The sequence below is a fragment of the Pantoea sp. Ap-870 genome (assembly GCF_011752515.1).
GTDB lineage: Bacteria > Pseudomonadota > Gammaproteobacteria > Enterobacterales > Enterobacteriaceae > Pantoea > Pantoea dispersa.
This window is the reverse complement of record NZ_VWXG01000012.1, coordinates 1-18,625: the sequence shown is the minus strand read 5'-3', so window position 1 is coordinate 18,625 and position 18,625 is coordinate 1. Positions and strand designations below refer to the sequence as shown.

Sequence of the window (18,625 nt, the reverse complement as noted above, 5' to 3'; positions counted from 1 at the left end):
AAGGACATAACCACAGAGTTATGCGGATGTTAGGTGACACACTCCAGCCAGGGCCATGCCATGACTGTAGGGATGATGATGATGAAAATGATGAAACGCTTTCCACTCACCGGCCTGCTGGTCTGCTGCGCCTGTGCCACATCAGGCTGCTCCAGCGTGATGTCGCATACCGGTGCCAGCCAGGGTTACTACCCCGGCACGCGCGCCAGCGCAGAGATGCTGACCGATGACAATACCAGCTGGGCGATTAAACCGCTGGCGCTGATCGATCTGCCCTTCTCGGCGGTGATGGATACGCTGCTGCTGCCGTGGGATTACTTCCGCGCCGACGACGATAAAACCAAAGATTCGCCGCGCGAACGCGTGCTGCAGAGCGAGAAGATGGCTGGCACCCAAGCCAGCCTGGCCACCGCGGCGGCTATGCCGGCGGAATCGCACTGACGCAGAACAGCTGTCGCCAGCCGTCAACCTCGCGCATGTAGGCGATCTGCTTCCCGTCCGGCGACCACACCACCGCGTCGCCGCCCGGCGGTTGCGCGCTGCGCGCGGTAAGGCGCGTACACTTTCCGCTGGCTATCTCACACCGCATCACGCTGTTATCACAGATAAAGGCGATGGCCGTACCGTCCGGCTGCCAGCTGAAAGCAGACTGAATGCTGCTGCGCAGTGAGGTGATCTGACGCGCCGCGCCACCGTTGGGTGAGACCGTCCACAGCTGCACAATGCCCTGCTCGTCAGCCTGCAAAAAGGCGATCGCGCTGCCATCCGGCGCAGCGCGCAACCAGTGGCGCGGCTGCAGCGCCAGCCCTTTACTGTACGTGATCCGCCGCTGCTGCACGCCAGCCGGCGGTGCCGGCAGTTGCTCTGCCGTGCCCTGCAGCGGCGCATTGCCGGCTCTGGCATAGTCCGCCAGCGCCTCAGGCAGATCGACCACAAACACTTCCGGCACTTTTTCACCACTGGCATTGCGCGTATCGCCGATAAAGGCGATGGCCCAGCGCTGCCAGCTGCCGTCCGCTTTCTGATAGCCGCGCGCGCCAATCCAGCACTCTTCATAGGCTCGGTCAATCTGATCGCTGCCCGGTTGTGGATCGCGCCGGGTGTGGCTCACCAGCACGCAGTAGTGGCTGCCGTCATATTCGCGCGGATGCTGTTTTGGCGGGCACACCGGATGCAGCGGCACCGCCACGCCGACGTTGCGCAGGTCGTCACGCACATCGCGCTCATGCATCACGTGATCGTTATAGGTAAAGCTCAGCCGCGAGCCATCCGGACTGAACACATGCACGTGCGAGCCACCACGCAGCGCACCCGGAGTGTAGGGCGCGGTGATATCGCAGGCGTCGAGGTTCTCTGCGATGCCCTGCTGAACAATCACGCCGCGCCGGTGATGAAAGTCATAATGCCAGTGCGCATCGGGATGCTCCGGCCCATGAATACAGACATAGCGCGGCGGCAGATCCGGACTCACGGTTACCACGCCGACGTGCGCGCCATCGCGCGCCTGATACAGCACCTCGACCGCGCCGCTATGCACGTTGACGCGCTCAATGGTCAGGCTGGTAAACGAGGCGCCGGACGGCCGCACATCAAATGCCAGCCACTGGCTGTCGGCGGTCCAGACGTTGATATTGGTCAGCTGATGATGGCGCTGAGTAAAGGTGAGTTGTTTTTCTGACATGGGGCAACCTCAGATGTAACCGTTGCCGGACAAATTACGTGATGCCGTTCAGTTAAGCAAAAGCTGAGCAGCTAATGCGGGTGCGCAGGCATGCGCACCCGGAAGCTTAGCCCACGCGCTGCACATCCCCCACCAGCAGGATGTAAGAGAGCGCGCCAATCAGCGCAACGACGGAGATATACACCAGCGCGGGCGCAAAGCCGTAATCCTGCGCCAGATACCCCACCACCAGCGGTACCGTGATGCCACCGAGGCCGCCGATAAAGTTAAACATGCCGCCGGTCAGGCCAATCAGGCGTACCGGCGCCAGTGACGAGACCAGTGACCAGGTGATGGACGCAAACCCGTTGCCGAAAAAGGCCAGCGCCATCAGCACCATAATCCACAGCGGATCGTTGGTGTAGTTTGCGCCCATAATGCAGGTGGAGATCAGCAGGCCGCAGATGATCGGCGTCTTGCGGGCAAAACCGAGCGAGCGACCACTGCGCACCAGACGATCGGCCACCATCCCGGAGAGGATCACGCCAACAAAGGCGGCGAGAAACGGCACGGTAGTCATAAAGCCGGCCGTCAGCGCGGCAATATGTTTCTCCTGCGTCAGGTAGTTGGGGAACCAGGTAAGGAAAAACCACAGCGTTGAGGTCACTGCAAACTGGCCGAGATACACGCCGCACAGCTTGCGATGAAACACCAGTTTCCAGTCGGCCGCGGTGAGTTTAACGCGTGCTTTTTTCTCGCCGGGTGCATCGCCGTCGACCATCGCGCCACCGGCACGAATGTAATCCAGCTCGGCCTGATTGATGCCTTTGCTCTGGCTCGGCGCCTGATAAACCTTCATCCACACCAGCGACCAGACAATGCCAATGCCGCCGGTGATGATAAACACCCAGTGCCAGCTCAGCAGTTCCTGAATCCAGATCAGCAGCGGCGTGAGAAACGCCAGGCCGACAAACTGACCGGAGGTGTAAAAACCGACGGCCGAAGCGCGCTCCTGTTCCGGGAACCAGCTGGTAACCAGGCGATTATTGGTCGGGAAAGCCGGCGCTTCAAAAATACCGGTAATGGCGCGCAGACCTATCAGCGATAATAAGCCGCTGGCGAATCCCTGTAATAACGTCGCCACCGACCAGCCGAGAATAGCAATAAAATAGGTCAGGCGTGAACCTACGCGATCGAGAAACCAGCCGCCGGGAATCTGGCACAGCGTATATAACCAGGCAAAAGCAGAAAACACATACCCCATTTCTGCTTTGCTGATGCCAAACTCCTGCTGAATATGCGCCGAGGCCACGGCTAAATTAGCGCGATCGACATAACAAATGACCACCGTAATAAAAATCATCAGCAGCGTAATATAACGGCGACGCGTAGGTTTCGCCTGAACAGCAGAGAGATCCATGGTGTTTCTCCGTCAGATGTCAGCTGGCGGACGTGCCGAAACACGCCGCAGCCAACGCAGGGTAAGGTTATCGAAGATAAAAGCCGCAGCTGCGGCAAACTGGCAGCGCGGTGAAAACAGGTTGAGCGCTGCCCTGTGCCTTATATATTCCGCACATAGTTTAAATAGTCAGATGTTTAATCGCCTGATAATCGGCGCTGTTATAAATCGGTAAACGCAGCGACCGGGCGCAATACCACGGTTATTACCACTCGGCTACCGATCCATCCGGAAAGCGCCATAATGGGTTACGCCAGTCTGGCGCATTTTTACTGCGCGCAATCACCAGCTCTTCATTAATTTCCACACCGAGGCCGGGTTTATTTAACGGATAGAAATGGCCGTCATCCATTTTAAAATCATCTTTATTGATCACGTAATCGAGCAGTTCAGCGCCCTGATTATAGTGAATGCCCATGCTCTGCTCCTGGAACACCGCGTTACGCGACACGAAGTCGACATGCAGACAGGCAGCCAGCGCAATCGGCCCCAGCGGACAGTGCGGCGCCAGCGCCACGTCGTAGGACTCGGCCATCGCCGCGATTTTGTAGCATTCGGTGATGCCGCCGGCGTGCGACAGATCCGGCTGCAGAATCGCCAGCCCACCGGCTTCCAGCACGCGCTTGAACTCGAAGCGGGAGAACATGCGTTCGCCTGCGGCAATCGGCAGGTGCGTCTGCGCCGCCAGGCGCGGATAGTATTCTGCCTGCTCGGCCAGCACCGGTTCTTCAATAAACAGCGGGCGATACGGCTCCAGCTCTTTGATCAGCACTTTGGCCATCGGCGCGCTGACGCGACCGTGGAAATCGAGGCCAAACTCAATGTCACTGCCAAAGGCTTCGCGGATCTGCGCTACGGTGTTAACAGCGGCATCGACCTGACGAGAATTGTCGATGATGCCCATCTCTTCGCAGCCGTTGAGTTTGAAGGTGTCAAAGCCGATACCACGTAATTTCTTAATGCCATCAATCACTTCAGCCGGACGATCGCCGCCTACCCAGCTGTATGCTTTGATGCTGTCACGCACCAGACCACCCAGCAGCTGATACACCGGCACGCCCAGCGCTTTGCCTTTAATATCCCACAGCGCCTGATCGATACCGGCAATGGCGCTCATTAAAATCGGGCCGCCGCGGTAAAAACCGCCGCGATACATCACCTGCCACAGATCATTAATCCGCGCCGGATCCTGCCCAATCAGATATTCCGACAGCTCATGCACCGCCGCTTCGACGCTGCGCGCGCGCCCTTCAATCACCGGCTCGCCCCAGCCGATGATGCCTTCATCGGTTTCGATTTTCAGGAACATCCAGCGCGGCGGCAGGCGATAAGTGGTCAGTTTCGTAATTTTCATCGTACAGCGTCCTTATAGGCAGCAATAAATGCGCGGGCCTTCTCCACGGTGCGCGACAGCGGCTGACCGGCGCGATAGAGATCGCTGCCCAGGCCAGCCCCGACGCAACCGGCGGCGATAAATTCATGCAGGTTTTCCGGCGTGACGCCGCCCACGGCAAAGACCGGCACCTCCGGCGGCAGCACCGCTTTCAGCGCTTTGATGTAGCCCGGACCAAACGCCGACGACGGGAAAATTTTCAGCGCCTGCGCCCCAGCCTGCAGCGCGGTGAAGGCTTCGCTGGCGGTGGCACAGCCTGCGGCAACCAGCATGCCGTGCGCCACGGCCTGGCGAATCACCGCGGCATCGGTATTGGGCGTCACCACCAGCTTGCTGTTGAGCGCCGCCAGCTGATCGACCTGCGTCACCTGCAGCACGGTGCCGGCACCGATCAGCGCTTTATCGCCGAAGGTTTGCACCATCGCGCCGATACTTTTCGCCCACTCTGGCGAGTTGAGCGGAATTTCAATCGCATCGAAACCGGCGTCGATTAACGCCGCGACGTGCGCTTCAGCTTCATCCGGCGTGATGCCACGCAGAATGGCGATCAGCGGAAGTTTAGTGGGCCAGGACATGCGCAATACTCCTTATTCCGTGCTGGAAAGCGCGATCGCCCTCCAGCGTGACTGAATCTGTTCCGATAAAGGCCAGCGCCTGCTGATAACGCTGTGCCAGTTCACTGCCAGCGATAATGACAATCGGCTGGCGGCTATGCGTTAACTGCTGCGTCATCTGCGCTACTTCATGGCCGATTAACAGGCCAGAGAGAAAATCACTGATATGGCGCCGATCGCGCGCGCCGAGCACGTGGGCGGCCCGCACTTCAAACAGGCGCGCCAGAATTGAGCGGTCGTGGCTGCCCATCTGCAAACCGTCCCGGAACGCGTCCGGACTGGCTTCCTGCACAGGTAAACCGGCACCAATCAGCGACTGCTTCAGCAATAAATGGTGCAGCTCGCCAGTCATCACGGTGCGGAAATCGATGACGCGATCCTGTTCCATCTGCACCCACTTGGCGTGCGTGCCCGGCATGACATACAGCGGCGCGGGCTGCAGCGTGACCGCGCCGAGCAGCTGGGTTTCTTCACCGCGCATTACGTTGTAGTTGTCGTCACGTTCGACGCTCAGTCCCGGCACAATCCACGCTTTTCCTTCCACGCAGGTCAGGCGATCGCTTAATGCATTGAGCGCCACCGGACAGGCGAGATAAGGCACTGCCAGCCAGCCAGCGTTGCTGCCCACCATACCGGCCATGATCACCGGGACTTCGGCCACCGGCCAGCCGTCGGTAATGGTGGCAAACACCTGAGCAGGCGTGCGGTCGCCGAGGCGCGTCACACCCGCTTCCGAACGGCGCTCATCGACGCATTCACCGGCGCGGTAATACCAGGCGCGCAGGTTGGTGGAGCCCCAGTCAATGGCGATATAACGGGTCACAAGATCTCCTTGAGTCGGGCGGTTGAGCTGGCAATCATCGCCTTCGCCGCCTGTTCCGCCGCATCGCCATCCTGGTGACGAATGGCATCGAACAGCGCTTTATGTTCGGCTAACGTGCGCGGCATGTTGCCGGAGTCCGCCATGTAGGTTTGCGCAAACACCGCTTTTTGCAGCTGGCTGATCGCCACATTGAGCTGCTGCAGCACCGGGTTATGTACCGAGGCCATCACCGCTTCGTGATAGCGGATATCTGCGTCGTTAAAGGCATCACGGTTGAGGTGGTTGGCCACCATCTCGTTGTAGGCCAGCTCAATCGCCGCCAGATCGGTCGATGTTGCCCGCTCGGCCGACCAGCGCGCAATCTGCGGCTCCACCAGCACGCGCACCTCGTTCATGGCCGCAATCAGGCGCGGATCGTGATCGTGCGCCAGCGCCCACTGCAGTACATCGCTGTCGAGATAGTTCCACTGGTTACGTGAAGTGACAAACGCGCCGCGGTAGCGCTTCATCTCCATCAGGCGTTTAGCCATCAGGGAGCGATACACTTCGCGGATAATGTTGCGCGAGGTTGAAAATCGCTCGCACAGCTCCGCTTCCGCCGGCAGCGCGGCGCCCGGCACATATTTTCCGGCAACAATCTCTTCACCCAGCGTCTGGATGATGCGCTCTGTTTTACTCAGTGGTTCCTGCGTCATAGTGTTCGATTCCATGAAAGGCGTGAGAAATCAGATTACTGCTTTCGTAGTGCAAAGCCCAATCCCTGACGCATCCTGTAGCGGCGATTGTAGTACCATATATATTGTTTGTACTACAATATGGATCACAAAACAGACAACCCGCCGGCACACTGGCAGCAAAAAATTCAGCAGAGAACTGACGGGCAGCAGAACGCCGCCCGCATCAGAGGAGGGTTACAGCACTAGCTCTTCAATGGCGTGCGCGACACCATCTTCCATATTGGTCTTCGTCACGAACTGCGCAATCTGCTTCACGGAGTCAATCGCATTGCCCATCGCCACGCCGGTGCCGGCGTATTCAATCATCGCCAGATCGTTTTCCTGATCGCCAATCGCCATCACTTCTGACGGCTGCAGGCCGAGTTTCTCCGCCAGCATTTTTACGCCGTAGCCTTTATTGACCAGCGGATTAAGGATTTCGAGATAGTAAGGTGCACTTTTCAGAATGGTATAACTGTCGCGGGCGCGCGCCGGTAAGGCGGCGATGGCTTTATCCAGCAGCTCCGGTTTATCGATCATCATCAGTTTCGGGAAGCGCGTCGCCGGGTCCATCTCCTCTACGGCGCGATAGCGCACCGGAATGCCGGTCAGGCTGGCTTCATGGATGGTGTATTCGCTGATGTCTTTATTTGGCGTGTAGAGGAAGGATTTGTCGAACGCCTGAAAATGTACCCCAAGGTCGCGCGCCAGCTGTTCCAGGTAGAGATAGTCATCAAAGCCAAGCGTCTTCTCAGCCACCACCTCACCGCTGTCCGCGCTGTGCGCCAGTGCGCCGTTGTTGCTGATGCAATACTGCCCCGGCTGACGCAGATCCAGCTCCATCAGGTAGCGCTCCACACCAACAAACGGGCGTCCGGTGGCCAGCACGATCGACACACCTTTATCCCGCGCCCGACCAATCGCCGCTTTGACGCCCGCCGTGATTTCGTGCTGCGGATTCAGCAGCGTGCCGTCCATATCGATCGCAATCAGTTTTATCGCCATAACGTCCTCGGTTAATTCAGGGTCTGGCTTTAATGCTAGCGCGATTCAGCTCACATTGACCAGTTAATCGGCAGCGGAAGATGCGTTGCGAACAAAGAGGTTGGTGCTCAGGAGGGAATTAATAGCGGTGATTAAAACAAAAAACCCTTCCGTTTGGGAAGGGTTTTGCGATATCAGATATCGATGTTGGCGGCTTTCAGCGCGTTCTCTTCGATGAAGGCGCGGCGCGGTTCAACCGCATCGCCCATCAGCGTGGTGAACAGCTGGTCGGCGGCGATGGCGTCTTTGATGGTGACGCGCAGCATGCGGCGGCTGTCCGGATCCATGGTGGTTTCCCACAGCTGATCCGGGTTCATCTCGCCCAGACCTTTATAGCGCTGCACTGACAGACCGCGGCGCGACTCTTTCACCAGCCAGTCAATTGCCTGCTCGAAGCTGGCAACCGGCTGACGGCGCTCGCCGCGCTCGATATAGGCATCCTCTTCAATCAAACCACGCAGATGCGCGCCGAGTGCACAGATTTTGCGGTATTCCGCGCCGTCAATGAACTCGCTGTCCAGCGGATAATCGGTATCTACACCGTGAGTACGCACGCGCAGCACCGGCTCAAAGCGCTGCTGTTCGCGGTTTTCCCGCACCTGTGCCACATAGCTGCTGCCATGCGCTTCGCGCTCGTTCAGGTAAGCCACCAGGCTCTCCAGCCATGCGGTCACTGCTGTCTGATCGCTGAGATCGCTCAGGGTTGGATGATAAACCAGCGCGCGCAGCAGCGCAGACGGGAAGCGGCGCTCCATACGCTTGATCATCTTCTGGGTGCTGTTGTATTCCGCCACCAGGCTTTCCAGCGGCTCGCCGCCCAGCGCCGGTGCGCTGGCGTTGGTGTGCAGCGTTGCGCCGTCCAGCGCGATGGCAATCTGATACTGGTCCATCGCGTCGTCATCTTTAATGTACTGCTCCTGCTTGCCCTTCTTCACCTTGTACAGCGGTGGCTGCGCGATGTAGACGTGGCCACGCTCGATGATTTCCGGCATCTGGCGATAGAAGAAGGTCAGCAGCAGCGTACGGATGTGCGAACCATCGACGTCCGCATCGGTCATGATGATGATGCTGTGATAGCGCAACTTGTCCGGGTTGTACTCATCGCGGCCGATACCGCAGCCCAGTGCGGTGATCAGCGTGGCAACTTCCTGTGAAGAGAGCATTTTGTCGAAACGCGCTTTCTCCACGTTAAGGATTTTACCTTTCAGCGGCAGAATCGCCTGGTTCTTACGGTTACGTCCCTGCTTGGCGGAACCGCCTGCAGAGTCACCCTCCACCAGGTAGATTTCAGACAGCGCCGGATCGCGCTCCTGACAGTCCGCCAGCTTGCCCGGCAGGCCCGCCAGGTCCAGCGCGCCTTTACGGCGGGTCATTTCACGTGCACGACGTGCGGCTTCACGCGCACGCGCGGCATCGATAATTTTGCCGACCACGATTTTGGCGTCAGACGGATTTTCCAGCAGGTATTCGCTCAGCAGTTCGTTCATCTGCTGTTCCACCGCCGATTTCACCTCGGAAGAGACCAGCTTGTCTTTGGTCTGAGAAGAGAATTTCGGATCCGGCACCTTGACCGAAACCACTGCCACCAGCCCTTCACGCGCGTCGTCACCGGTAGCGCTGACTTTGGCTTTTTTGCTGTAACCTTCTTTATCCATGTAGGCGTTGAGCGTACGCGTCATCGCCGCGCGGAAACCGGCAAGGTGCGTTCCGCCGTCGCGCTGCGGAATATTGTTGGTGAAGCAGTAGATATTTTCCTGGAAACCGTCGTTCCACTGCAGCGCAACTTCAACGCCGATACCGTCTTTTTCGGTGGAGAAGTAGAACACATTGGGGTGAATCGGGTTCTTGTTGCGGTTGAGATATTCAACGAACGCTTTGATACCACCTTCGTAGTGGTAGTGATCGTTTTTATCGTCGCGCTTGTCTTCCAGGCGAATCGACACGCCGGAGTTAAGGAATGACAGCTCGCGCAGACGCTTCGCCAGGATTTCATATTCAAAATCGGTGACGTTGGTGAACGTATCGTGGCTCGGCCAGAAACGCACGCGCGTACCGGTAGCGTCGGTATCGCCGGTCACCGCCAGCGGCGCCTGCGGCACACCGTGCACGTAGGTTTGCTGATGCACTTTGCCGTCGCGACGAATGGTCAGTTCCAGCTTCTGCGACAGGGCGTTCACCACCGATACGCCGACGCCGTGCAGACCACCGGAAACTTTATAAGAGTTGTCATCAAACTTACCGCCGGCATGCAGTACGGTCATGATCACTTCGGCAGCAGAGACGCCCTCTTCCGGGTGGATACCGGTCGGAATACCACGGCCGTCATCCTGTACGGAGACAGAGTTGTCGGCATGGATGGTGACCACGATATCACTACAGTGGCCGGCGAGCGCTTCGTCGATGGCGTTATCCACGACCTCGAATACCATGTGATGCAGACCGGTGCCGTCATCCGTATCGCCGATGTACATACCCGGGCGTTTGCGTACCGCATCAAGCCCTTTCAGGACTTTGATACTTGAGGAGTCATAAGAATTCGACATCAACGTTTCTCGCTCATTTAATCTTCAGGTTGAACCGCTATTTTACCCTGTTCCACGCGGAACATCTTGCCCTTTTCGTCACTCATATCGATTACATGCTCGACACCAATGGCGCTGACAAACACCTGAGCCTGCGTGGCTTTCAGGCGTTCCGCCAGCAGGCGACGACGGGTGTCATCCAGCTCGGAGGCGAAGTCGTCAATCAGGTATAAACAGCGACGTCCGCTGCTGCGCGTCAGGTACTCGCCCTGCGCTAACCGCAACGCACACATCAGCAGCTTTAACTGACCGCGTGAGAGTAAATCTTCCACCGGCGTGCCTTCAGCACGAATCCGAAAATCGGCTTTGTGCGGACCGCTGGCGGTGTAGGTGAGCGCACGATCGCGCTCGAAGTTGCGCTCCAGCAGCTCGCCGAAGTCGCTCTCTTTGTCCCAGCCACGCTGGAAGGAGAAGCTCAGCGCAAACTCCGGTAAAAACTGGCTGCAGGTGACGGTGATTTCGCTGGCAATGGCTGCGCTGTATTCAGCGCGCCAGGCGCTGATCTGTTCTGCCAGCGGCACCAGCTCCTGATCCCATGGCCGGATCTGGCTGTAGCGCGCGACCAGGCGCAGCGCCGCGTTGCGCTGTTTCAGCAGGCGACGCAGATTGCTCCAGGCCAGAAAGAAACCGGGATAAGCATGAAAGCAGCCCCAGTCGATGTAGGCTCTACGGTATTTGGGGCCGCCGTTGAGCAAAGTAAACCCCTCTGGCGTAATCAGCTGCATCGGCAGCAGCTGCGCCAGCTCGGCGACTTTATGGCCGTCGCTGCCGTCGATGCGGACTTTGCTGTCGCCGGCGCGGTTTTTACTCAGGCCGACCGCCAGCTCGCGCTCGCTGCCTTCAATCCGCCCGTGCAATACAAACGCGTCCTGATCGTGACGAATTACGCGTCCGGCCTGCAAACTGCGGAATGCGCGGCCGTGGCCCAGTGTATAAATCGCCTCCAGCACGCTGGTTTTACCGCTGCCGTTGGCGCCCACAAGAAAATTAAAGCCCGGCGCCAGCGTGAGATCGGCCTGCTCGATATTACGAAAATCTTTAATCAGGAGGCGGGTTAAAGCCATGAACGAATCCAGCTGCGCATTAAGAAGTGGTGTTCACCTAACCCTGCAATCGAGGGCGTTAACGGCGAAGCTAGTTTGCGCACGGCCAGCGCACAGACCCTGGGAGCATACTGAAGTATGTGACCAGGGGCGAGCACTGCCCGGGTGCAAAATAGCGAGTAAGTTAGCCCGCCAGATGATCACAGGCGCATGGGCATCACGACGTAGGCCGCAGCCGGACTGGCTACATCTTCAATCTGCACGCTGGAAACCGAATCCGTCAGCAGCAGACGCACGTTTTCGCACTTCAGCGCGTTCAGCACATCCAGCACGTAGCTGACGTTAAAACCAATCTCCAGCTCGGTGCCGCTGTACGACACGTCCAGCATCTCTTCTGCTTCTTCCTGCTCCGGGTTATTGGCGGTGATGCGCAGCTGATTTTCGGTGATATAGATGCGAACGCCGCGGAACTTCTCGTTCGACAGGATTGCCGCGCGGGCAAAAGCCTGTTTCAGCAGATCACAGCCCGCTTCCAGTGCTTTGTCTGGATTCTTCGGCAACACGCGGCGATAATCCGGGAAACGGCCATCAACCAGCTTCGACGTAAAGATAAAGTCGCCGACATGCGCGCGAATGTTGCTACTGCCAATCTGCACCTGCAGCGGCGTCTCACCGCCGTCCAGCAGACGGACCAGCTCAATCACACCTTTACGCGGTACGATCACCGAATGGTTCGGCAGCGCCTGTCCGACAGGCATCGAACAGACCGCCAGGCGATGGCCGTCAGTGGCAACGGTGCGCAGCTCTTCGCCTTCGGTCTCAAACAGCATGCCGTTGAGATAGTAACGCACATCCTGATGCGCCATTGAGAACTGCGTGGCTTCAATCAGGCGTTTAAGCGTGGCCTGCGGCAACGTGAATTCCACTTCGCTCTGCCAGTCGTCGAGATTCGGGAAGTCGCTGGCTGGCAGCGTCGACAGCGAAAAGCGGCTGCGGCCGGAGCGCACCAGCATGCGGTCACCTTCCAGCGTCAGACTGATCTCTGCGCCTTCAGGCAGACCACGGCAGATATCAAGAAACTTACGCGCCGGCACGGTCGTCGCGCCCGGTTCGTGCGGCTGGGTCAGCGCCACGCGCGCCACCATCTCCATCTCAAGATCGGTACCGGTCAGCAGCAGCGTGCCTTCATTCACCTGCAGCAGTAAATTTCCGAGGATCGGCAGCGTCGGGCGTCCGCCAAGCGGGCCACTCACCTGTTGCAGCGGCTTCAGCAACTGCTCACGTTCAACAATAAATTTCATATGCGTCAGGAAGATAATGTTCGAATGAGGTTAGAGAAATCTTCTTTGATGTCGTGGCTCTCTTCACGCAGCTGCTCGATTTTACGGCAGGCATGAAGCACGGTGGTATGGTCACGGCCACCAAACGCATCGCCAATTTCCGGCAGGCTGTGGTTGGTGAGCTCTTTGGCCATCGCCATCGCCATTTGACGCGGACGCGCCACCGAGCGCGAACGGCGCTTCGACAGCAAATCCGCCACTTTAATTTTGTAGTACTCGGCCACCGTCTTCTGGATGTTGTCGATGGTCACCAGCTTTTCCTGCAGTGCCAGCAGGTCGCGCAGCGCTTCGCGCACAAAATCGATGGTAATGGCACGGCCGGTAAAGTTGGCATTGGCAATCACGCGATTCAGTGCCCCTTCCAGCTCACGCACGTTAGAGCGCAGACGCTTGGCAATAAAGAAGGCCACTTCGCCCGGCAGACGGATGTCGTTTTCGTCCGCCTTTTTCATCAGGATCGCGACACGCGTCTCCAGCTCAGGCGGCTCGATCGCCACGGTTAATCCCCAGCCAAAGCGTGATTTCAGACGATCTTCCACCCCGTTGATCTCTTTCGGGTAACGATCCGAGGTCAGGATGATCTGCTGATTACCTTCCAGCAGCGCGTTAAAGGTGTGGAAAAACTCTTCCTGCGAGCGCTCTTTATTGGCAAAGAACTGAATATCATCGATCAGCAGCGCGTCCACCGAACGGTAGTAGCGCTTAAACTCCTCGATGGCGTTGTTCTGCAGCGCTTTCACCATATCCTGCACGAAGCGTTCAGAGTGCATATAAACCACTTTGGCATTCGGCTTGCGCGCGATGATGCCGTTGCCCACCGCGTGCAGCAGGTGCGTTTTGCCGAGGCCGGTGCCGCCATACAGGAACAGCGGGTTATAAGCGCCGCCAGGATTATCCGCCACCTGACGTGCCGCCGCGCGCGCCAGTTGGTTGGACTTACCTTCAACGAAGTTGTCGAAGTTGTGGCGGTTATTCACGTTCGAGCGGTAGGTCACATCAGCCGGTGCCGGAACCGAATCCCAGCTCGGGCGCAGCGGCTGTGCCGGTGCCGGACGATTCTCAGCCGGTGCGGGCGCGCTGACGCTGCTGGCCATGGCGGGTTGCGTAGCAGCCACCGGCGCAACCGGGCGCGTGCCGACCTCAAAACGCAGCAGCGGCACGTTCGCACCGCAGAATTCATTCAGCAGCCCATTGATACTATTGAGATATTTATCCCGAACCCAGTCGAGTACAAACCGATTTGGTGCATACAAGGCCAGCGTATTGTCGTTCAATTCAGCCTGCAGCGGACGAATCCACATGCTGAATTCGGTGGCAGGAAGCTCATCCTGCAAACGGGCAAGACACTGTTGCCAAAGCGTAAGTGACACGGCGGACTCCACTCGTACAAAATCGATAAGAATTTCAGGCGCTAATAATAGAAACTGTCTTTTTTGACACAGGCGGTCAGAAAGCGCCTGCGACCGCTATCCGCGGTAGTCATCCCCGGCGATCGCAAGGAGGATCGTCAGCGGAAGGGCGGATCATAGCGCAAAGCGCCTCAGAGATCTTCCCTTTCTACACAGTTTTGATCCATTTTATCCACAGGGTGTCCAGGCATGCATCAGTTTACGCCGTCTGCGGAAAAAGCGAGCGGGGATCAGGCTGAAAGCGAGAAATTTTCCACCGCGCTCGCATTTTTGCCGTCACGATCGGCGCGGCGATCGCAAGAAGATCCTGGACGATCCTTGCGCTTTCCTTTATAGCCCGTATAATTCCCCACCCGGCATTGGCGCGTGAAGCTTTGATGCCCGGAATTAGCGGGCTGTATCAGAGTTTTCAGGTCTCGCGCCCAGCGAAGTAAATTGACTCCGGACTGTACAATTATTACAATCTCGCCTCTTTATTAAAGACACATTGAGGCGTCGGTCGTTTTACTGGCCCGAAAACGCGTCACCCAGTGAAATTTTTCAAGTTTAGGTAGAAATCGCCATGAAACGCACTTTTCAACCGTCCGTACTGAAGCGCAACCGTTCTCACGGCTTCCGTGCTCGTATGGCTACTAAAAATGGTCGTCAGGTTCTGGCACGTCGTCGTGCTAAAGGCCGTGCTCGTCTGACCGTTTCTAAGTAATAAAAGCTAACCCTCGTGGTTAAGCTCGCATTTCCCAGGGAGTTACGTTTGTTAACTCCCGCTCATTTCACTTTCGTCTTCCAGCAACCTCTTCGGGCTGGCACGCCGCAAATCACCATCCTCGGCCGCCTTAATTCGCTGGGGCATCCCCGCATCGGTCTTACCGTCGCCAAGAAGCACGTGAAACGCGCCCATGAACGCAACCGGATCAAGCGATTGACCCGCGAAAGCTTTCGTTTGCGTCAACACGAGCTGCCGCCGATGGATTTTGTCATCGTGGCGAAAAAAGGGATTGCTGACCTCGATAACCGTGCACTGACGGAAGCGTTGGAGAAATTATGGCGTCGTCACTGTCGCCTGGCGCGCGGCTCCTGATCGCCCTGATACGCGTTTATCAACGCGCCATCAGCCCACTGCTGGGACCTCATTGCCGGTTCCATCCCACCTGCTCGCAGTATGGGGTGGAAGCTGTACGCCGCTTCGGCATGTTAAAAGGCAGTTGGTTGACGATTAAACGCGTATTAAAATGCCACCCTTTGAACCCGGGTGGCGACGATCCGGTGCCGCCAAAAACCTTTGATACCAGAGAACATTAACGATGGATTCGCAACGCAATCTCTTTCTCATCGCTTTTCTGTTCGTGTCTTTTATGATCTGGCAAGCCTGGCAGACGGACCACGCTCCGCAGCCACAGCAGACCCAGACCACGCAGAACACAAGCAGCGCAGCGGGTGATGCCGCCTCTTCCGGCGTGCCGGCTAGCGGCCAGGGCAAAACGATCACCGTTAAGACTGATGTCCTGTCACTCAACATTAATACCCGCGGCGGTGATATCGAGCAGGCACAGCTGCTGACTTACCCGGACAAACTGGGTTCAGACGCACCGTTCCAGCTGCTGGAAACCACTCCGGCCTTCGTTTATCAGGCGCAGAGCGGCTTAACCGGCCGTAACGGTCCGGATAACCCGAACAACGGCGCACGTCCGCTGTATACCGCTTCCCAGGATCACTTCGAGATGGCCGATGGCCAGACCGAGCTGCGCGTGCCGCTGAGCTGGACCGGTGAGAACGGCGTGGTTTATACCAAAACCTTCGTGTTCAAACGTGGCGAATTCGCGGTTAACGTCGACTACAACATCAATAACGCCTCGCAGCAGCCGCTGGAAGTGGCGATGTTTGGTCAGCTGAAGCAGACGATCGATCTGCCGAAGCATCGCGATACCGGCAGCAATAACTTTGCGCTGCACACTTTCCGTGGTGCCGCTTACTCGACCAGCGATGCGAAGTATGAAAAATACAAATTCGATACCATCGCTGATAACGAGAACCTGAACACCACCACCAGCAACGGCTGGGTGGCGATGCTGCAGCAGTACTTTGCGACCGCATGGGTGCCGCGCACTCAGGGTAACAATACGCTGTACACCAGCAATCTCGGCAACGGTGTGGCGGCAATCGGCTATAAGTCGGCGCCGGTGACCATCGCCGCCGGCGCGCAGCAGGATCTCGGTGCCACCCTGTGGGTCGGTCCGGAAATCCAGGACAAAATGGCCGCTATCGCGCCGCACCTCGATCTGACCGTGGATTACGGCTGGCTGTGGTTCATCTCTCAGCCGCTGTTTAAGCTGCTGAAGTTCCTGCACAGCTTTATCGGTAACTGGGGCTTCTCCATTATCGTTATCACCTTCATCGTGCGTGGCATCATGTACCCGCTGACCAAAGCGCAGTACACCTCGATGGCCAAGATGCGTATGCTGCAGCCGAAGATTCAGGCTATGCGTGAGCGTCTGGGTGATGATAAGCAGAAGCAGAGCCAGGAGATGATGGCGCTGTATAAGGCGGAGAAAGTGAACCCGCTGGGCGGCTGTCTGCCACTGGTTATCCAGATGCCAATCTTCCTGGCGCTGTACTACATGCTGTCCGGTTCCGTTGAACTGCGTCATGCTCCGTTTGTACTGTGGATCCATGACCTGTCCGCGCAGGACCCGTACTATATTCTGCCGGTCATCATGGGTATCACCATGTTCTTCATTCAGAAGATGTCACCGACCACCGTGACCGATCCGATGCAGCAGAAGATCATGACTTACATGCCGGTTATCTTTACCGTGTTCTTCCTGTGGTTCCCGTCAGGTCTGGTGCTGTACTACATCGTCAGCAACCTGGTAACCATTCTCCAGCAGCAGCTGATTTATCGCGGGCTGGAAAAGCGTGGTTTACACAGCCGCGACAAGAAGAAAGCGTAACGCCCGGCAACGCTGAGCAGGACGCAACATCTCCAGGGGCGGCATTTATGCCGCCCTGTTTTTTTTTGGAAGAAGGTACTTATGAGCCACAGTGACACTATTGTTGCCCAGGCGACGCCTCCCGGCCGTGGTGGCGTCGGTATTCTGCGTATTTCCGGTGGCAAAGCCGCTGAAGTGGCGCAGGCCGTGCTGGGCAAGCTGCCGAAGCCGCGCTACGCCGACTATCTGCCCTTTAACGATGCTGATGGCAGCGTGCTGGATCAGGGCATCGCGCTGTGGTTCCCGGGTCCGAACTCCTTCACCGGTGAAGATGTGCTGGAACTGCAAGGCCACGGCGGTCCGGTGATTCTCGATCTGCTGCTGAAGCGCATCGTGGCGCTGCCGGGTGTGCGCATTGCGCAGCCGGGCGAGTTCTCGGAACGCGCCTTTCTGAATGACAAGCTCGACCTGGCGCAGGCAGAAGCGATTGCCGATCTGATTGATGCCAGCTCCGAGCAGGCCGCCCGCTCCGCCGTCAACTCGCTGCAGGGTGCCTTTTCACTGCGCGTTAATGCGTTAGTGGAAGCACTTACTCACCTGCGCATCTATGTGGAAGCAGCGATTGATTTTCCGGATGAGGAGATCGACTTCCTTTCCGACGGCAAAATCGAAGCGCAGCTGAATGCGGTGATCGGCGATCTCAACGGCGTGCGCGCCGAAGCGCGTCAGGGCAGCCTGCTGCGTGAAGGGATGAAGGTGGTGATTGCCGGTCGTCCCAACGCCGGAAAATCGAGCCTGCTCAACGCACTGGCCGGACGCGAAGCAGCGATCGTCACGGATATCGCCGGCACCACGCGTGACGTGCTGCGCGAGCACATCCACATCGACGGCATGCCGCTGCACATCATCGATACCGCCGGTTTGCGTGAAGCCAGCGACGAAGTGGAACGTATCGGCATTGAACGCGCCTGGCAGGAGATTGAGCAGGCGGATCGCGTCCTGTTCATGGTGGATGGCACCACCACTGACGCCACTGAAGCCGCCGCCATCTGGCCTGATTTCGTGGCGCGCTTACCAGCCGCGTTGCCAATTACGGTGGTACGTAATAAAGCGGACATGACCGGTGAAACGCTGGGCCTGACAGAAGTAAATGGCCACTCACTTATTCGCCTGTCGGCGCGCACCGGCGCTGGCGTCGATACGCTGCGCGAGCACCTGAAACAGAGCATGGGCTTCGCCGGCAATATGGAAGGCGGCTTCCTCGCGCGTCGCCGCCATCTGCAGGCGCTGGAGTTAGCAGCCACTCACTTACAGCAGGGCAAAGAGCAGCTGCTGGGAGCCTGGGCGGGCGAACTGCTGGCCGAAGAGCTACGGCTGGCGCAGCAGGCGCTGAGCGAAATCACCGGCGAGTTTACCTCCGACGACCTGCTGGGCCGGATTTTCTCCAGCTTTTGTATTGGTAAATAGTCGCCGTCACAGGTCGCCATAAATGGCGCCCCTTATATCCCGATCATTCTCCTCCGGGTATGATGATCCCCGACTGATCATCGGGAAGTTGCTGGTGAGATGGGGGCGCCCCCTGGGCATAAAGCCTGCTTCGTAGATTCATCCCCGG

17 protein-coding genes are annotated in these 18,625 nt (G+C 57.9%); 6 read left to right on the top strand and 11 right to left on the bottom strand.

Annotation, left to right across the window (positions count from 1 at the left end; translation table 11 throughout):
• Window positions 1-81 precede the first annotated feature (81 nt).
• Entirely contained in the window at window positions 82-441 is a 360-nt protein-coding gene (locus tag F3J41_RS21710; protein ID WP_040679624.1) for a YceK/YidQ family lipoprotein, read from the top strand.
• On the opposite strand, the gene F3J41_RS21705 is transcribed toward F3J41_RS21710, so the two are convergent.
• From F3J41_RS21705 to dnaA, 11 genes are all read right to left on the bottom strand, one after another.
• Window positions 419-1,681 (bottom strand): DUF3748 domain-containing protein, encoded by a 1,263-nt coding sequence (locus F3J41_RS21705; RefSeq protein ID WP_166712413.1) that lies wholly within the window; start codon window positions 1,679-1,681, stop codon window positions 419-421. The genes F3J41_RS21710 and F3J41_RS21705 overlap by 23 nt on opposite strands.
• Window positions 1,682-1,787: 106 nt before the next feature.
• A complete protein-coding gene (locus F3J41_RS21700; RefSeq protein ID WP_166712411.1) occupies window positions 1,788-3,080 on the bottom strand; it encodes an MFS transporter in 1,293 nt (430 codons plus the stop codon).
• 244 nt (window positions 3,081-3,324) lie between these two features.
• Window positions 3,325-4,473: a galactonate dehydratase gene (gene dgoD, locus F3J41_RS21695; RefSeq protein WP_021506906.1), complete on the bottom strand. Its 1,149-nt coding sequence runs from the start codon at window positions 4,471-4,473 to the stop codon at window positions 3,325-3,327.
• Window positions 4,470-5,087, bottom strand: a complete 618-nt coding sequence (locus tag F3J41_RS21690; RefSeq protein WP_166712409.1) for a 2-dehydro-3-deoxy-6-phosphogalactonate aldolase — start codon at window positions 5,085-5,087, stop codon at window positions 4,470-4,472. The genes dgoD and F3J41_RS21690 overlap by 4 nt, the downstream gene beginning before the upstream one ends.
• The gene (locus F3J41_RS21685) at window positions 5,071-5,949 is read right to left on the bottom strand and encodes a 2-dehydro-3-deoxygalactonokinase (RefSeq protein WP_132466920.1); all 879 of its coding nucleotides are present in this window, start codon (window positions 5,947-5,949) and stop codon (window positions 5,071-5,073) included. Before F3J41_RS21685 ends, F3J41_RS21690 begins: the two co-directional genes overlap by 17 nt.
• The gene (locus F3J41_RS21680; RefSeq protein ID WP_058770730.1) at window positions 5,946-6,644 is read right to left on the bottom strand and encodes a FadR/GntR family transcriptional regulator; all 699 of its coding nucleotides are present in this window, start codon (window positions 6,642-6,644) and stop codon (window positions 5,946-5,948) included. The genes F3J41_RS21685 and F3J41_RS21680 overlap by 4 nt, the downstream gene beginning before the upstream one ends.
• A gap of 216 nt (window positions 6,645-6,860) precedes the next feature.
• Window positions 6,861-7,670, bottom strand: coding sequence for a sugar-phosphatase (gene yidA, locus F3J41_RS21675; RefSeq protein ID WP_058758197.1), 810 nt, complete (start codon window positions 7,668-7,670; stop codon window positions 6,861-6,863).
• A 173-nt stretch (window positions 7,671-7,843) separates the two neighbouring features.
• The gene (gene gyrB / locus F3J41_RS21670; RefSeq protein WP_058758200.1) at window positions 7,844-10,252 is read right to left on the bottom strand and encodes a DNA topoisomerase (ATP-hydrolyzing) subunit B; all 2,409 of its coding nucleotides are present in this window, start codon (window positions 10,250-10,252) and stop codon (window positions 7,844-7,846) included.
• Window positions 10,253-10,269: 17 nt separating this feature from the next.
• A complete protein-coding gene (recF, locus tag F3J41_RS21665) occupies window positions 10,270-11,355 on the bottom strand; it encodes a DNA replication/repair protein RecF (RefSeq protein ID WP_166712407.1) in 1,086 nt (361 codons plus the stop codon).
• 179 nt (window positions 11,356-11,534) lie between these two features.
• A complete protein-coding gene (dnaN, locus tag F3J41_RS21660) occupies window positions 11,535-12,635 on the bottom strand; it encodes a DNA polymerase III subunit beta (protein ID WP_010617831.1) in 1,101 nt (366 codons plus the stop codon).
• Window positions 12,636-12,640: 5 nt separating this feature from the next.
• Window positions 12,641-14,044, bottom strand: coding sequence for a chromosomal replication initiator protein DnaA (dnaA, locus tag F3J41_RS21655; RefSeq protein WP_031279599.1), 1,404 nt, complete (start codon window positions 14,042-14,044; stop codon window positions 12,641-12,643).
• Window positions 14,045-14,645: 601 nt separating this feature from the next.
• Here dnaA and rpmH point away from each other — a divergent pair.
• The 5 genes from rpmH (at window position 14,646) to mnmE (ending at window position 18,477) form a co-directional block, all read left to right on the top strand.
• The gene (rpmH, locus tag F3J41_RS21650; RefSeq protein ID WP_000831330.1) at window positions 14,646-14,786 is read left to right on the top strand and encodes a 50S ribosomal protein L34; all 141 of its coding nucleotides are present in this window, start codon (window positions 14,646-14,648) and stop codon (window positions 14,784-14,786) included.
• Window positions 14,787-14,801: 15 nt separating this feature from the next.
• Window positions 14,802-15,161 (top strand): ribonuclease P protein component, encoded by a 360-nt coding sequence (gene rnpA, locus F3J41_RS21645; RefSeq protein ID WP_040679622.1) that lies wholly within the window; start codon window positions 14,802-14,804, stop codon window positions 15,159-15,161.
• Window positions 15,125-15,382 carry a membrane protein insertion efficiency factor YidD gene (yidD, locus tag F3J41_RS21640; protein ID WP_071813586.1) on the top strand — a complete coding sequence of 86 codons (258 nt, stop codon included), beginning with the start codon at window positions 15,125-15,127 and terminating at the stop codon, window positions 15,380-15,382. The genes rnpA and yidD overlap by 37 nt, the downstream gene beginning before the upstream one ends.
• A gap of 2 nt (window positions 15,383-15,384) precedes the next feature.
• Complete coding sequence (yidC, locus tag F3J41_RS21635) at window positions 15,385-17,031, top strand: membrane protein insertase YidC (protein WP_021506916.1); 1,647 nt, start codon at window positions 15,385-15,387, stop codon at window positions 17,029-17,031.
• A gap of 81 nt (window positions 17,032-17,112) precedes the next feature.
• Window positions 17,113-18,477: a tRNA uridine-5-carboxymethylaminomethyl(34) synthesis GTPase MnmE gene (gene mnmE, locus F3J41_RS21630; protein WP_088516155.1), complete on the top strand. Its 1,365-nt coding sequence runs from the start codon at window positions 17,113-17,115 to the stop codon at window positions 18,475-18,477.
• Window positions 18,478-18,625 lie beyond the last annotated feature (148 nt).